Source organism: Reyranella sp., from assembly GCF_965229815.1.
Taxonomy (GTDB): domain Bacteria; phylum Pseudomonadota; class Alphaproteobacteria; order Reyranellales; family Reyranellaceae; genus Reyranella.
On the sequence record NZ_CBDDJN010000006.1, the window covers coordinates 104,085 to 119,744 of the forward strand.

General features: G+C 71.3%; 13 protein-coding genes. 9 read left to right on the top strand and 4 right to left on the bottom strand.

Translation table 11 applies throughout. The annotated features are described in order from the left end of the window. The first annotated feature begins 1 nt into the window (after position 1). Positions 2–382: a lysozyme inhibitor LprI family protein gene (locus tag ACO073_RS11875; protein WP_421997611.1), complete on the top strand. Its 381-nt coding sequence runs from the start codon at positions 2–4 to the stop codon at positions 380–382. A 16-nt stretch (positions 383–398) separates the two neighbouring features. Here the strand turns inward: ACO073_RS11875 and hpt are convergent, their stop codons facing one another. Both hpt and ACO073_RS11885 read right to left on the bottom strand, forming a co-directional pair. After that, positions 399–938, bottom strand: coding sequence for a hypoxanthine phosphoribosyltransferase (hpt, locus tag ACO073_RS11880; protein WP_421997612.1), 540 nt, complete (start codon positions 936–938; stop codon positions 399–401). 14 nt (positions 939–952) lie between these two features. Continuing rightward, on the bottom strand, positions 953–1,354 hold the full coding sequence (locus tag ACO073_RS11885) for a zinc-ribbon domain-containing protein (RefSeq protein ID WP_421997613.1): 402 nt from the start codon (positions 1,352–1,354) through the stop codon (positions 953–955). An 84-nt stretch (positions 1,355–1,438) separates the two neighbouring features. Between ACO073_RS11885 and ACO073_RS11890 the strand changes: the two genes are divergently transcribed. The 4 genes from ACO073_RS11890 (at position 1,439) to ACO073_RS11905 (ending at position 8,431) form a co-directional block, all read left to right on the top strand. Continuing rightward, on the top strand, positions 1,439–2,194 hold the full coding sequence (locus ACO073_RS11890; protein ID WP_421997614.1) for a lysophospholipid acyltransferase family protein: 756 nt from the start codon (positions 1,439–1,441) through the stop codon (positions 2,192–2,194). A 31-nt stretch (positions 2,195–2,225) separates the two neighbouring features. Further along, positions 2,226–5,663 carry an LAGLIDADG family homing endonuclease gene (locus tag ACO073_RS11895; protein WP_421997616.1) on the top strand — a complete coding sequence of 1,146 codons (3,438 nt, stop codon included), beginning with the start codon at positions 2,226–2,228 and terminating at the stop codon, positions 5,661–5,663. A gap of 136 nt (positions 5,664–5,799) precedes the next feature. Continuing rightward, a complete protein-coding gene (locus ACO073_RS11900) occupies positions 5,800–7,128 on the top strand; it encodes a Do family serine endopeptidase (protein ID WP_421997618.1) in 1,329 nt (442 codons plus the stop codon). A 13-nt stretch (positions 7,129–7,141) separates the two neighbouring features. Further along, positions 7,142–8,431 carry a replication-associated recombination protein A gene (locus ACO073_RS11905; RefSeq protein WP_421997619.1) on the top strand — a complete coding sequence of 430 codons (1,290 nt, stop codon included), beginning with the start codon at positions 7,142–7,144 and terminating at the stop codon, positions 8,429–8,431. 87 nt (positions 8,432–8,518) lie between these two features. Here the strand turns inward: ACO073_RS11905 and ACO073_RS11910 are convergent, their stop codons facing one another. Then, positions 8,519–10,006, bottom strand: a complete 1,488-nt coding sequence (locus ACO073_RS11910) for a L,D-transpeptidase family protein (RefSeq protein WP_421997620.1) — start codon at positions 10,004–10,006, stop codon at positions 8,519–8,521. Continuing rightward, positions 10,003–10,944, bottom strand: coding sequence for a dienelactone hydrolase family protein (locus ACO073_RS11915; protein ID WP_421997621.1), 942 nt, complete (start codon positions 10,942–10,944; stop codon positions 10,003–10,005). Before ACO073_RS11915 ends, ACO073_RS11910 begins: the two co-directional genes overlap by 4 nt. A 35-nt stretch (positions 10,945–10,979) precedes the next feature. Between ACO073_RS11915 and ACO073_RS11920 the strand changes: the two genes are divergently transcribed. From ACO073_RS11920 to ACO073_RS11935, 4 genes are read left to right on the top strand one after another with little or no spacing between them, the layout of a single operon-like run. Beyond that, on the top strand, positions 10,980–11,978 hold the full coding sequence (locus tag ACO073_RS11920; protein ID WP_421997622.1) for an RluA family pseudouridine synthase: 999 nt from the start codon (positions 10,980–10,982) through the stop codon (positions 11,976–11,978). A 16-nt stretch (positions 11,979–11,994) separates the two neighbouring features. Continuing rightward, a complete protein-coding gene (locus tag ACO073_RS11925; RefSeq protein ID WP_421997623.1) occupies positions 11,995–14,001 on the top strand; it encodes an AsmA family protein in 2,007 nt (668 codons plus the stop codon). A gap of 48 nt (positions 14,002–14,049) precedes the next feature. Next, positions 14,050–14,769 (top strand): ATP12 family chaperone protein, encoded by a 720-nt coding sequence (locus ACO073_RS11930; protein ID WP_421997624.1) that lies wholly within the window; start codon positions 14,050–14,052, stop codon positions 14,767–14,769. After that, positions 14,769–15,641: a phosphonopyruvate hydrolase gene (locus ACO073_RS11935; protein ID WP_421997625.1), complete on the top strand. Its 873-nt coding sequence runs from the start codon at positions 14,769–14,771 to the stop codon at positions 15,639–15,641. Before ACO073_RS11930 ends, ACO073_RS11935 begins: the two co-directional genes overlap by 1 nt. The last annotated feature ends 19 nt before the right edge of the window (positions 15,642–15,660 follow it).

Consider the following 15,660-nt stretch of genomic DNA (forward strand, 5'->3'; position numbering starts at 1 on the left):
GATGTGGTCCGTAAAGGCGCTCGCCGGGGTGCTCCTTCTGCTGGCCCTCGGCGCAGGACCGCTGGCGTCTCAGACCCAGGCGGACATGAACGCGCAGGTCGGTGCCGAGCTCGAAGCGTCCGATCAGCGGCTGAACACCGCCTACAGGGCGCTGCGCGCCAAGATCTCCGAGGCGGGCAGGGGGAGGCTGCAGGCCGCCCAGCAATCGTGGCTGCGCTTCCGCGACCAGGAATGCACCTTCGAGACGGCGGGCACGGTCGGCGGCTCGATCCACGGCATGATGGTCGCCCTGTGCCAGAAGCGTCTCATCGACCAGCGCACCGCGGACCTGGAGAAGCTGCTGAACTGCCAGGAGGGCGATCTCTCCTGCGCCGGGCTGTAGTCGCCCGGCGGGCGGGCTAGACCGTCTTCTCGACGACCCCGATGTACGGCAGGCCGCGGAAGCGGTGGGCCCAGTCGAGCCCGTAGCCGACCAGGAACTCGTCGCCGCAGGTGAAGCCCACGAAGTCGGCCTCGAGCGGGGTCTTCCGCTTGCCCGGCTTGTCGAGCAGCGTGCAGACCGAGACATGCCGCGCGCCGCGCTCGAGAAGCAGGTTGCGGGCGAAGCTCAGCGTCAGCCCCGATTCCAGGATGTCGTCGACCAGCAGCACCTCGCGCTGGCGCACGTCGTCGACGATGTCGCGTACCACGCGGACGCGGCCGCTGGTCACCGTGCCGGTGCCGTAGCTCGACAGGGTGAGGAAATCCATCGACCAGTCGGCGCCGGCCAGGCTGAGCGCGCGGATCAGGTCGGCGGCGAACACGAAGCTGCCCTTGAGCACCGACACGACCAGCGTGTCGGCGGGCAGCCGGGCGGCGAGCTCGCCCGCCATGACGTCGACGCGGGCGGCGATCTCGGCGGCGGAGAAGCGGATCGTGACGTTGGGACGGCCGGACATGGATCGCTCGCGGGTCAGTGGCGAAAGAAGCTCGCCATGGTGTCGGGATCGAGCGCGCTCCGCCACTGCGGCGGCAGGCGGTCGGCGATCTCGCTGGCGAAGGCGAGGGCGGCGAGAACGGCCACAAAGGCGACGCCCAGGATACCGGCCAGCCAGGCATGCGACCGCGGCCGCGGTGGCGGCGTGGTCAGCGCCGGCAGGCCCGCCTTGTAGGACGATGGCGGCGCCCCGGGCGGGGCGACGGGCGGAGGCTCGACGCGCGGCGGGGGAGGCGGTGCGGCGGCGACGGCCTCGGCGGTCGCACGCTCGCGCCATTGATGGCTGCAGCGGGCGCACTGGACGGTGCGGCCCGCCGGGCCGATCGCCAGCGGATCGACGGCGTAGCGCGCACGGCAATTGGGGCAGATGACTTGCATGGACGAGGGGGGTGCTTGCGGCCGGACATTAGGCCACTAATAGTGGGCTTACAACCAACACCACCCCGCCTCGTGATCTCCGCCATGCTCGGCCTCCGGCTGCGTTCGTTCCTGTTCAATGTCGGCTGGTATGTCGGGACGGCGGTCATCGCGATCGTCGGGCTGCCGATCCTCCTGATGCCGCGACGCGCGGTGGTCGCCTGGGCCGACCTGTGGATCGACTTCTGCCTGTGGTGGCTGCGGATCACGTGCCGCATCACGCATCGCGTGCGCGGGCTCGAGAACCGGCCCGCTGGCCCGGTCATCCTCGCCTGCAAGCACCAGTCTTCGTGGGAGACGCTCGCCTTCCACCGCCTCTTCCCCAATGCCGCCACGGTGCTGAAGCGCGAGCTGGTCTTCATCCCGGTCGTCGGCTGGGCGATGGCCCGGGCCGGCAACATTGCCGTCGAGCGCGGCAGCGGCGCCTCGGCGCTGCGCGGCCTGCTGCGCCAGGCACGGGCGACGCTGGCGGCGGGGCGCTCCATCCTGATCTATCCCGAGGGGACGCGCACGCCGGTCGGCTCCGACGCCCCCTACCAGGCCGGCACGGCGGCGCTCTATCGCCAGCTCGGGGTGCCGGTGGTGCCGGTGGCGCTCAATTCCGGCGTCTTCTGGGGCCGCCGCAAGTTCATCAAGTGGCCGGGCGTGATCGATGTCGAGGTCCTCGAGCCGATCCCGCCGGGGCTCGACCGCGAGACCTTCATGGCCACCCTGCGCGAGCGCATCGAGGGGGCGACGGGCCGCCTGGTGGCGGACGCGGAACGGCGGCCGGCCTGGAACGAACGCGGAACAAGCTGTTGATATCGGCCCCTGCGAAGCCTAGGTTTCGCAGATGGATTGGGCGCCCGTCTCCCAGCGTATCTGGGACATGAAGTATCGGTTCCGCGACGCCTCGGGGGCGTCCGATGCCGACATGGAGGCGACCTGGTGGCGCGTAGCGCGGGCGCTGGCGGCGCCGGAGCGCGATCCCGACCTGTGGGCCGGTCGCTTCCACGAGGCGCTCCAGGGCTTCAAGTTCCTGCCTGCCGGACGCGTGATCGCCGGGGCCGGCACGGGCCGATCGGTGACGCTGTTCAACTGCTTCGTGATGGGTACGATCCCCGACGACATGTCGGGCATCTTCGAGAACCTGCGCGAGGCCGCGCTGACCATGCAGCAGGGCGGCGGGATCGGTCACGATTTCTCGACGCTGCGGCCGCAGGGCGCGCCGGTGAAGGGCGTCGGCGCCGATGCATCGGGCCCGCTCTCGTTCATGGACGTGTGGGACGCGATGTGCCGCACCATCATGAGCGCCGGCAGCCGCCGCGGCGCGATGATGGCGACGCTGCGCTGCGACCATCCCGACATCGAGGCCTTCGTCGACGCCAAGCGCGACCCGCAGCGGCTGCGCATGTTCAACCTCTCGGTGCTGGTCAGCGACGCCTTCATGAAGGCGGTGAAGGACGATGGCGACTGGGACCTGGTGTTCGGCGGCCGAGTCTTCCGCACGGTGCGGGCGCGCGCGCTCTGGGAGCGCATCATGCGCGCGACCTACGACGTCGCCGAGCCCGGCGTCATCTTCATGGACCGCGTCAACCGACGGAACAATCTCTACTACTGCGAATCCATCCAGGCGACGAACCCATGCGTCACCGCCGAGACCATCGTCCAGACGGCGGACGGGCCGCGACAGGTGGCCGAGCTGGTCGGCCGGCCATTCGTTGCCCGGGTCGACGGCGAGGATTTCGGCAGCGGGCCGGAGGGCTTCTTCAGCACCGGTATCAAGCCGGTTCTGCGCCTGTGCACCACGGCCGGTCACAGCCTGCGCCTGACTGCCGACCATCGGGTGCTCAAGGTGACGCGCCTGACGCGGTGGTCGCGCGACACGGGCTGGGCGGCGGCCGGTACGCTGAAGCCCGGCGACCAGGTCGTCCTGCACGACCATCGCCGTGCCCCGGCATGGTCCGGTCGCCATGGCGAGGCCGAGGGTTACCTGATGGGCCTGTTGCTGGGCGACGGCACCCTCAAGGAGGACAAGGCCGTCCTCAGTGTCTGGAAACCGGCGGCCGCCTGCAACGGCGACACCGGACCCGCCGGAGTGGACGGGGTCATGGCGGCGGCGCTCGCCGCCGCACGGACCCTGCCTCATCGCGCCGATTTCGCCGGCTGGATGGAGGTGAAGGGCCGCAACGAATGGCAGCTCTCGCTTGGTGCGGTCCGCCGTCTCGCCGACGGGCTGGGCGCGCGGCCGGGCGGCAAGACCGTCACGCCCTCGATGGAACGGACCTCGTCGGACTTTCATCGTGGCCTGCTGCGCGGCCTCTTCGATTCCGACGGTTCGGTACAGGGGACACAGGCCAAGGGTATCAGCGTCCGGCTGAGCCAGAGCGACCTGCCGGCGCTGGAAGCCGTGCAGCGGATGCTGCTGCGCTTGGGCATCGCCTCGACCGTCTACCGCGACCGTCGGACGGCCGGGCGGCGCCCGCTGCCCGACGGGAAGGGCGGCCACGGGCTCTACGACTGCGCCGCTCAGCACGAGCTCGTGATCTCGGGCGAGAGCGTCGGCGCCTTCGCCGACCGTGTCGGCTTCGCCGATACCGAAAAGGCCCTGCGGCTGCGGACGCTGCTCACGGGCTACCGGCGGCTGCCCAATCGTGAGCGGTTCGTGGCCGAGGTCGAGAGCGTCGAGGCAGATGGCGTCGCCGAGGTCTACGACGTGCAGATTCCGGGCGTGAACGCCTTCGATGCCAATGGCTTCTACGTGCACAATTGCGGCGAGCAGCCATTGCCGCCGTACGGCGCCTGCCTGCTGGGCTCGGTCAACCTGGCCGCCTTGGTGAAGGACCCGTTCACGCCGCAGGCCCGCCTCGACGGCGAGGCGCTGGAGCGGCTGGTACCGCTGGCGGTGCGCATGCTCGACAACGTGATCGACGTGTCGCGCTTTCCGCTGCCGCAGCAGGAGAAGGAGGCGAGGGCCAAGCGCCGCATCGGCCTCGGCGTCACCGGCCTCGCCGACGCGCTGATCTTCTGCGGCGTGCGCTACGGGTCGCCCGAGGCCGAGGCGCTCGCCCGCGACTGGCTGGGCGCCGTGCAGCGCCTGTCGTATCTCGCCTCGGCCGACATCGCCGCCGAGAAGGGCAGCTTCCCGCTCTACGACCGTGCCCGCTACCTGGCCGGCGAGACGGTGAAGGCGCTGCCCGAGGAGGCTCGCTCCGCCATCGGCCGCTACGGCATCCGCAACGCGCTCCTGAACTCGATCGCACCGACCGGCACGATCTCGCTGCTGGCCGACAACGTCTCGTCCGGCATCGAGCCGGTCTTCGCCTTCAGCTTCGTGCGCCACGTCCTGCAGCCCGACGGCACGCGCCGCGAGGAGCAGGTCGAGGACCATGCGATGCACGTCTGGCGCTCGCTGAAGGGCAGCGAGCCGCCGCCGGCCGACATCTTCGTCGACGCCCAGACCCTGACGCCCGCCGACCATCTCGCCATGCAGGCGGCGGCCCAGGACTATGTCGACAGCTCGATCTCCAAGACCATCAACCTGCCGCGCGACATCTCCTTCGAGGCCTTCCAGGGCGTCTACGAGGAGGCCTACGCGTCGGGCTGCAAGGGCTGCACGACCTACCGGCCCAACGACGTCACCGGCGCGGTTCTCGAGGCGCGTCCCGCCGAGCCGCGCAGCCTCCCCGTGCCGACGACGGGCCGCGACAGCGGCGTGGTCTACATCGCCCAGCCGCTCGACCGGCCGGAGGAACTGCCGGGCCGGACCTACAAGACCAAGTGGCCGGGCAGCGACCACGCCATCTACATCACCATCAACGACGTGGTGCAGGACGGCCGTCGCCGGCCGTTCGAGATCTTCATCAACTCCAAGAACATGGAGCACTACGCCTGGACCGTGGCGCTCACGCGCATGATCTCGGCGGTGTTCCGCCGCGGCGGCGACGTGTCGTTCGTCGTCGAGGAGCTGAAGGCGGTGTTCGACCCGCGCGGCGGGCACTGGATGGAAGGGCGCTACGTGCCCTCGCTGCTGGCGGCGATCGGCGGCGTGATCGAGCGCCATCTGGTGGAGATCGGCTTCCTGGCGCCGGCCGAGCCGGCGGTGGCGGGCGACGCGGCCGAGGCCGCCCTGAGGCTCGCCGCGGGCGCCCGCGAGGCGGCGGGCGACGGCTCGAGCGGCGGGGCGGGCGCGCGCCCCTTGGGGCAGTGCCCGAACTGCGGGGCGGCCGCTCTGTCGCACCAGGAAGGCTGTGACGTCTGCCTGAATTGCGGCTATTCCCGCTGCGGCTGAGCATCGGGCGGGCGCGACCGGCCGGGCCGTGATTCGGCCCGCGAATTGACCTATGAGTGGACAGGATCCGGACCGGGCAGGAGGCAGGATGGGTCGGCGGACGATTCTGGCGACGATTTTTCTGGCAGGCGCGCTGATGGCCGGAACGGGGACGGTAACCGCCCAGCCGCTGCCGTCCGACCGCAGCGACCTGGCCTATTCCTATGCGCCGCTGGTCAAGCGCGTCTCGCCGGCCGTCGTGAACATCTACACCACGACCACGGCCCGGGCGCCGCGGCGGCTGCCCTTTCCCTTTCCCGGCATGCCGCTGCCGCCGCAGGCCGGCGAGCGGGTGCAGAACTCGCTCGGCTCGGGCGTCGTGGTGAATGCGGACGGGCTGATCGTCACCAATGCGCACGTCGTGAAGGGCGCCGACGAGATCCGCGTGGTGCTGGCCGACCGCCGCGAGTTCGAGGCCAAGCTGGTCACCCAGGACGAGCGCTACGACCTCGCCCTGCTGCGCCTCGACACGAGCGGCGAGAAGTTCCCGTTCCTCGAGCTGCGCGATTCGGATTCGGCCGAGGTCGGCGACATCGTGCTGGCGATCGGCAATCCGTTCGGGCTGAACCAGACGGTGACCAGCGGCATCATCTCGGCGGTGGCGCGGTCGGCCGGCGGGGTGAACGATTCGAACTTCTTCATCCAGACCGACGCGGCCATCAATCCCGGCAATTCGGGTGGCGCGCTGGTCAGCCTCGACGGCCGGCTGATCGGCATCAACACCGCGATCTATTCCCAGACCGGCGGATCGGTCGGCATCGGCTTCGCGACGCCCTCCAACATCGTCGCCCGCATGGTGGCGATCGGCGAGAAGGGCGGCCGGATCGTGCGGCCCTGGCTGGGCATCAGCATGCAGCGCGTCACGCCGGACATCGCCGCGGGGTTCGGTCTCGCGCGCCCGGCCGGCTTGGTTATCAAGGAAGTCTATCCGGAAGGGCCCGGCCGGGATGCCGGCCTTAAGCGCAACGACGTGATCATCGCCCTGCGCGACCAGCCGATCGACGACGAGGCCAGCCTCCGATTCCGGCTGGCGACGCTGCAGGTCGGCAACACCGTCCCCGTGCACGTCATCCGCGGCGGCAAGGAGGTGGTGGTGCACCTCAAGCTCGCGGCACCGCCCGAGGATCCGCCGCGCGACTACTCCGTGCTGCAGGGCCGCCAGCCGCTGTCCGGCGCCGGCGTCGCCAACATGTCGCCGGCCGTCGCCGACGAGCTCGGGCTCGTCGAATGGCGCCCCGGCGTCGTCGTGCTCGAGGTCAAGCCCGGCTCCTATGCTGGCCGCTTCGTGCGCCCCGGCGACATGATCCTGGCGGTCAACGGCCAGGAGGTTAAGAACGTGGCCGAGCTCCGGAAGCGGGTCGGCTCCAGCGTGGCGAGCGTCAGCATCGCCCGCGAGGGCATGGTGTCGACCGTCCAGTTCCGCTGAGACGGGCCGAGCCGTGCCGGCCGAACTCTTCGCCTCGCTCGCCCCGACGCCGCTGGCCGAGCGCCTGCGGCCGGGCGCGCTGGGCGACATCCTGGGACAGGACCATCTGCTCGGTCCCGAAGGGCCGCTCGGCCGCATGCTGGCGGCCCGCAAGCTCGCTTCGCTGATCCTGTGGGGGCCGCCGGGCTGCGGCAAGACGACGATCGCCCGCCTGCTGGCCGAGAACACCGACCTGCATTTCGAGCCCCTGTCGGCCGTCTTCTCCGGCGTGGCCGACCTCCGCCGGATCTTCGAGGCGGCCCGCCAGCGCCGCCGGGACGGCAAGGGCACGCTGCTGTTCGTCGACGAGATCCACCGCTTCAACCGCGCCCAGCAGGACGGCTTCCTGCCCTATGTCGAGGACGGCACGGTGACCCTGGTCGGCGCGACGACGGAGAACCCCTCGTTCGAGCTGAACGCCGCGCTGCTGTCGCGCTGCCAGGTGCTGGTGCTGCGCCGGCTCGACGACCGCGCCCTCTCGACGCTGCTGTCGCGGGTCGAGGCGGCGCTCGGCCGCCCGCTACCGATCGACGAGGAGGGCCGCCAGGCCCTGTTCGCCATGGCCGACGGCGACGGGCGCTATCTGATCACGCTCGCCGAGCAGCTCTCCCAGCTCAAGGACAAGGGGCCGGTGCCGCCGGCCCGGCTGGCGACGCTGCTGCAGAAGCGCGCGCCGCTCTACGACAAGGCGCAGGAAGCGCACTACAACCTGATCAGCGCCCTGCACAAGTCGCTGCGCGGTTCCGACGTCGATGCGGCGCTCTACTGGTTCGCCCGCATGCTGGAGGGCGGCGAGGACCCCAAGTACATCGCCCGCCGGCTGGTGCGCTTCGCCGTCGAGGATGTCGGCATGGCCGATCCCCAGGCGCTCACCCAGACGCTGGCGGCGTGGGACACCTACGACCGGCTGGGCTCGCCCGAGGGCGAACTGGCGATCGCCCAGGCCGTGATCTATCTCGGCACCGCGCCGAAATCGAACGCGGGCTACGTCGCCTTCGGCGCGGCCAAGCGGGCGGCCAAGGAGCACGGCTCGCTGACGCCGCCGATGCACATCCTGAACGCGCCGACCAAGCTCATGAAGGAGCTGGGCTACGCCAAGGGCTATGCCTACGACCACAATGCCGAGGACGGCTTCTCGGGACAGAACTACTTTCCCGACGGCATGGCGCGCGAGGAGTTCTACCGTCCCGTCGAGCGCGGCTTTGAGCGCGAGATCCAGAAGCGCCTCGACTACTGGAAGAAGCTGCGCGAGAAGCGGCGATAGCGGGCGCCACGCCGTAGCGCATCATTGGAGCGCGGACCTCCAGGTCCGCATCATGGTCATGAGCGGACCTGGAGGTCCGCGCGCCGGCTAGGGCTTGGCCATCGCCCGCACGACGCGGCGGTCGCGGCCGTAGACGTCGTCGCGGAAGGTCGGCACGCCGTCCGGCGCCGCGCTCACCGTCCGGTAGGTCACGTAGAGCGTGATCGGCTCGGGAAAGGTGTAGTGGGCCTGCTGGCCGGCATCGATCACCTGGCGCACGCGCTCCTTGCTGAAGCCGCCGCGGCCGCCGAACGCCTTTTCGGCGAAGTCGAGCGGGTTCTGCAGGCGGATGCAGCCGTGGCTGAAGTTGCGGCTGCCTTCCGTGAACAGCCAGCGGCTCGCCGTGTCGTGCATGTAGATCCCGTACTGGTTGGGGAACGGGAAGAAGATGTAGCCCAGCGCGTTGCCGGCGCCGGGATCCTGGCGGATACGGAACGGGAAGGCCTTGGGATGCACCGAATTCCAGTCGACCGTGTTGGGATCGAGCTCGGTGTCGTCGCTCCAGCTCTCGAAGATCTTGAAGCCGGCGGCCTGCAGCGCATTGGGATCGCGGCGCAACATCGGCAGGTATTCCTCGCCCGAGATCGACTGCGGCACGGTCCAGTAGGGGTTGGTCTGGAACCCTCGCATCGTCGACTGGATCTCGGGTGTCGGATTCCGGGGCGTGCCCACGATCACCAGGCTGCGGAAGACCGGCTCGCCGCCGTCGACAAAGACCATCGAGTAGTCGCCGGCGTTCACCAGGACGTAGCGGGTGCCCAGGTCCTCGGGCAGCCAGCGGCGGCGCTCGAGGTTGGCGATGATCTGGACAATGCGCTCGTCGATCGAGGTGTTGAGCGACTGCAGGGTCTTGGCGCCGATGATGCCGTCGACCGTGAGGCCCTTGGCTTCCTGGTAGGCCTTCACGACCGCGACCAGCGGCTCGTCGTAGCTGTCGGCCGTCGTGACGGGAGCGGGTACCGCGAGGTCGAGCTCGGCCAGCCGATTGCGCAGGAGTTCGACGCGCGGATCGGTCGCGCCGGGCTTCAGCGCCGCGCCGTCGGGCACGGGCGTGTAGGCCGCGCCGTCGCGCTTGGCGCGCCACGTGGCGAGCGCCTTCTGCAGGGCCGGATAGTCGCCCTTGGGCGGCAGGCCGGCGAGGTAGGCGGCGAAGTCCGTCGCCTCCGCGGCGGCCTTCAGCAGGTCGGCGCGCTCGACCTTGCGCTGCTTGATGTCGATCTCGCGGTCGACCCGGTTGGCCCGCACGCGGCCGGTCGAGATGTCGCCGGCATAGGCCACGAAGGCCGCCGTGAGCAGCGTCTCGGCCAGGGCCGGGTCGGCGCCCGGCGCGGCCGCCTTCTCGAGGGCGGCGAGCCCGTACCAGGAAGGATCGAGCCCGTGATCGGGGGCGGAGCGGATCGCCTGCAGCAGGGCGGCGGCACGGGCCTCGCCCGCTGTCGAGCCGACCCACAGCGTCTCGTTGGCGAAGGATGGAAACGGCCCCGTAAGAGGGGCCAGGAAGGCCAGCAACGCGGCGAGCAAACGGAAGCGAATCACGCAGGAATCCTAGCAGGAATCGCCGGAATCGTCCATTGGGGCGCGAAATCGTGGGCGCGCAGGAACTCGATCAGATCGCCTGTCGCCCGTCGCTTGAGCTCGGGCGTGCCGCCGCCGCCGCGGGCGCCACGGGTGACGCAATGGCGCCGCGCCCAGGCCTGGTACTCCGGCTCGCTCATCGCCCGTCCCGCCGCGACCACGAAATGCCGGCCGTCGTCCTCGATGTAGTTGCGGCAGCACGACCAGTTCTCGGCATCCTTGATGTCGAACACCGGCCCGACCGATTCCCAGCCATGGTGGGCGCTGCCGTAGACCTTGACCCGGATCCGGTCGTTGCCGGCCAGCCGCATGCGATGGGCATACTCCACAGCGAGCGGCGCCGGCGTGTAGTCGTCGCGCGCCGCCAGCATGAAGAACATCGGCCTCCCGAAGGTGGCGGCATCGCGATGCTGGGCGGTGGCGCCGGGGCAGATGGCGACGTGCAGGTCGAAAAGCGCGCCAAAGTCGCCGCGCCAACGCCGACGCACGGTGATCGCCGCGTTGAGCGCCGCGCCGCCGCCCTTGGACACGCCCATGATCCCGATGCGCGCCGGATCGATGCGCGGGTCGTCGCGCAGCAGGGCGAGCGCGGCGAAGGCGTCGCCCTCCATCTGGGCGGCGGAGACCAGGCTCTGGTCGGCGACGGTGCGGCGCACGCCGCGGCTCGTGAAGCTGTCGACGATCAGGGCGGCCACGCCCGCGTCGTTCAGCGCCTGGGCGTAGTAGTGCTCGCGGTGGCGCTGCACGCCGGCGCTGCTGGTCAGGATCACCATGCAGGGCGCCGGGCAGGGCGGGGACGATGCGTCGCCGGGCGGCAGGTGGAGGGTCGCGGCCACCCGTGCCGGCCGGCTGGCGGCCGGATGGTCGAAGGTCAGGGTGTCGAACGACAGCGACTCCATGGACCCTGTGTACCTTGTCGCCTAGGTTGCGCGCCATGACCGCCGGCCCCCAGGTCCATGCTCGCGTCCGCACGCGCGCCGTCTCGAAGGACGAGGCGGGGCTGCGCCTGGACCGATGGTTCCAGCGCCATTTCCCCGATCTTGGGCACGGCGCGCTGCAGAAGCTGCTGCGAACCGGGCAGGTGCGGATCGACGGCCGCCGCGCCGAGGGTCGCGACCGCGTCGAGCCGGGGCAGACGATCCGCCTGCCGCCGGGGGTCAGCGTCGCCCCGCCGCCGCGGCCGCGCGAGATCCCGACCGTGTCGGACCGGGACGCCGCCGAAATTCGCGCGCTGGTCATCCACAGGGACGACGAGGTGATCGTGCTCAACAAGCCGCCCGGGCTAGCGGTGCAGGGCGGCACCGGCACCGAGCGGCATGTCGACGGCATGCTGGACGCGCTGCGCTTCGATGCCGCCGAGCGGCCCCGGCTGGTGCACCGCCTCGACAAGGACACGTCCGGCCTGCTGCTGCTCGCGCGGACCGGACAGGCCGCTCGCCGGCTGGGCGAGGCCTTTCGCGACCGCGAGACCGAGAAGCTGTACTGGGCCGTCGTTGTGGGCGCGCCGCCGCGGGCCGAGGGCGCGATCGACCTGCCGCTCGCCAAGCGCCCCGGACCGGGCGGGCTCGGCCGCGACCGCGAGCTCGTGCAGGTCGACCACGAGGAGGGCCAGAAGGCCCTGACTCATTTCAGGGTGCTGGATCACGCCGGCAAGCGCGCCAGCCTGCTGGCGCTGTGGCCGCGCACCGGCCGCACCCATCAGCTTCGCGTCCATTGCGCCGCCATCGGCTGCCCCATCCTGGGCGACGGCAAGTACGGGGGCGAGGAGGCGCTGCTGGCCGCCGTCGCCGATGCCCGTCGCCTCCACCTCCATGCCCGCCGGCTCGCCCTGCCGCATCCTTCGGGCCGCGGCGAGCTGGTCGTCGAGGCCGAGCCGCCGCCGCACTTCCGCCGCACGCTGGCGGCATTCGGCTTCTCGATCGACGGCGTTTGAGCGAGAATCGGACCGCATGCGCGTTCTCTGGAAGCGGCTGACCTGGCTCCTCATCCTGGCGATCCCGATCGCGGCGGTGATCGGCGTGTGGTGGCTCGGCTCGCGCGACCTCTCGCAGTACCAGGCGCGTCTGGCCGGGCAGATCCAGAAGGTGACGGGCCGCGAGCTCGTCGCCCGGGTGCCGCTCTCGGTCAAGCTCGGCACCGAGCCCGCCATGGTCGCCGAAGGCGTGACGCTGTCGAATGCCCCCTGGGGATCGCGGCCGGAGCTCGCGCGCGTGCGCAAGGTCACGCTGTTCCTCGATCCGGTCTCGCTGTTGCTGGGCGAGATCAAGATCGGTCGGGTCGTGCTGGAGGGCGCCGACATACTGGTCGAACGCGACGAGGTCGGCGACACCAACCTCGAGATGCTGCCGCCGCCGGACGGGTCGGGACCGCATCCCTCGCAGCACCGCTCGCTGCGCCTGCGCGCCGCGCCGGTCTTCCCCTGGATCGGCGACATGGAGCTGCGCGATTCCGTCCTCACGGTCGCCGAGGGCGGCGACCGGCCGCCGGTCGTCATCGAGATTCCGTCGGCCCGGCTCAAGGCGGCGGCGTCGAACCAGGCCCTGCAGATCGAGGGCCGCTTCGCCGCTCCCGGGGCGGCGGCGCTCGACCTGTCCGGCACCGCCGGCTCGTTCGACGGCTGGATGCGCGGCATCCCCGGGAACATCGACCTGCAGGGGGGATTCGGCGGCGGCAAGATCGCGGTCAAGGGCGGCATCACCACCAAGGGCACGGGCCTGCAGATTTCGGCCGAAGGTCCGGATGTGGCCGTGTTCGGTCCCTACATCCGCCTCCCGGTACCATCGGGCGGGCCCTACACGCTGAATGCCCGCGCGGCCACGCAGCGCAACGCGTTCAAGGTCGAGGTCACCACCCTGAAGGTCGGCTCGAGCGAGGCGACGGGCGATGCGCTGTTCCGGGTCGACCGCCGCGGCACGCCCACGGTCTCGGTCAATGCCGACGTCGCGCGGCTCGACTTGGACGGGCTCAAGGCGCCGCCGTCGGCGCCCGCCCCCGATACGCCGCCGGGGCCTGCCCGGCTCGTCCCGGTGCTGCCGTTCTCGGCCACCTGGCTCGGCCGCTCCACGATGTCGGTCAGCGTCCGCCTCACCGAGGTCGTCGGGCTCAGCAGCCCGGTCCAGAACGCGTCCGTGTCGCTGAACGCCAGCGCGCGACGATTCGCCTTCCGCGCCGCCGGCACGGTGGGCGGCGGCACCGCGGGCATCGACCTCGTCTACGATCCGACGGGCCGCATCGGCCAGGCGACGCTGACGGCCTCGGCCAACCGCGTGTCGCTGGGCGACCTGACGCGCCTGATCGGCTTCGACCTCGGGCTGCGCGACGCCGTGGGCGACATCGACCTGCGCCTGCGCGGCGGCGGCCGCAACACCCGCGACGCGCTCAACAATGCCAGCGGCTCGATCGAACTGGTCGTGACCAAGGGCCAGTGGCCGCGCGACCGCCTGTCGAGCTGGCCTCCCGAGACCCAGCGCCTGCTCGGCGGCAGCGGCTCGGTGCCCTTCAACTGCATCGCCGGCCGCTTCGACGTGAGCGGCGGCACGGCTTCGCTCCGCCGCCTCGTCGTCGACACGCCGCGCGCCACGCTCGTGGGCGGCGGCTACGTGCACATGCGCAGCGAGGGCTGGGAGTTCATCCTGGCGCCCGAAGCGCGCGATCACCAGAACGCAGGCCTCGCCGTGCCGCTGCGGCTGAAGGGCGGCAGCGGCCGCGACACGGCGGCTGCGCTCGAGCCCAATCTCGCGCGCCTCATCATCGGCGCGGGCACGGTCCCCAGCCTGGTGGCGCAGGTCAACCAGGCCGGCCGTCAGCCCAACGCCAATCCCTGCGCCATCGTCGCCCCGCGCGTCGACGGGCTGCGGCCGGGTCTGCGGGCACAGCTCCCGGTGCCGCCGGCCGACCACCGTCGCGGCGGCCGGCCGTCGCGGACGCCGGCGCCGCAGCGCAGCCAGCAGCGCTGACCCGCGCCCTTGTCGGCGGCCCGGCCGGGCGTGTAAGCCCTCGCCTCGATGAAGCGGTTCTACAAGGAGACGGCGACCGAGGCCGGAGAGGGCGGCCATCGCGTGCTGCTCGACGGCCGGCCGATGCGCACGCCCGCCAAGGCCGTGCTGGTCGTGCCCACGCCCGCGCTGGCCGAGGCGATCGCCGCGGAATGGCGCGCGGTCCCGGCGGACGCCGAGATCAACGTGTCGCACCTGCGGCTGACGCGCCTCGCCACCACCGGACTGGACCGCGTGACCGGCCAGCGGGAGCGCGTGCTCGAGGACACGGCCAAGTACGCCGCCTCCGACATGCTGTGCTATCGCGCGCCCGAGCCGCCGACGCTGGTCGAGCGCCAGCGGGCGACCTGGCAGCCGCTGCTCGACTGGGCCGCCGAGCGCTACGGCGCGCCGCTGGCGGTGATCGAGGGCATGACCTTCGCCGAGCAGCCGGCCGCCGCGGTGGCGCGCCTGCGCGAGGCCGTCGCGGCCCACGGCGATCTCGCCCTGTCGGCGCTCTACAATCTCACGCACATCACCGGCTCGCTAGTCGTGGCGCTGGCGGTCGCCGAGGGACGCCTGTCGGCCGCCGAGGCATTCGCCGCTGCCCAGCTCGACGAGCTCTACCAGATCGAGCGCTGGGGCGAGGATCCGATCGCCGCGCAGCGGCACGAGGGCATCCGCCGCGACATCGACGCGGCGGCGCGCTTCCTGGCGCTGCTCGGGACAGACAGGCTGAGGGGGGAGTGATGGGCGCGGGAACGAAATTCCGGGAGATCCTGGCCAGCAAGGGCCTCGTCGAGGCGATGGCGGCGCATAGCCCGCTGTCGGCGATGCTGGCGGCCGAGGCTGGCTTCGACGCGATCTGGGCGTCGGGCTTCGAACTGTCGGCGATGTACGGCGTGCCCGACGTCAGCATCGTGTCGATGACCCAGCATCTCGACATGACGCGGGCCATGGCCGAGCGCTCGGGCCTGCCGGTGGTGGCCGACATCGACACCGGCTTCGGCAATGCCATCAACGTGCTCCATGCCGTCGACCAGTACGAGCGGGCCGGCGTGGCGGCCATCGTCATGGAGGACAAGAGCTTCCCCAAGGTCACCAGCCTGATCGCCGGCGGCCGCCAGGACATGGTCCGCGTCGAGGAATTCCAGGGCAAGATCGAGGCCGCCTGTGCGGCGCGCCGGGACCGGGACCTGGTGATCGTCGCGCGCACCGAGGCGCTGATCGCGGGCCTCGGCCAGGACGAGGCGCTGCGCCGCGCGCGCGCCTACGAGCAGGCCGGCGCGGACCTCATCCTGGTCCATTCCAAGCAGAAGACGCCCGACGAGATCGAGGCGTTCGTCGCGGCCTGGGACGGCAAGGCGCCGATCGCGCTGGTGCCGACGGCCTATCCGCAGATGACCGTCGCCCGCGTGCGCGAGCTCGGGAAGATCGGCCTGCTGATCTGGGGCAACCATGCGATCCGCGCCTCGGTGCGCGCCATGCGCGAGACCTTCGCCCGTATCCGCGCGGAGGGCGGCATCCACGGTGTGGAATCGAGCATCGCCTCGGTCGACGAGGTGTTCGACCTGCAGGGCATGCGCAAGGTCAAGGACGACGAGAAGCGCTTCCTGCGGTAGAGGTCACATCTGGACGCAG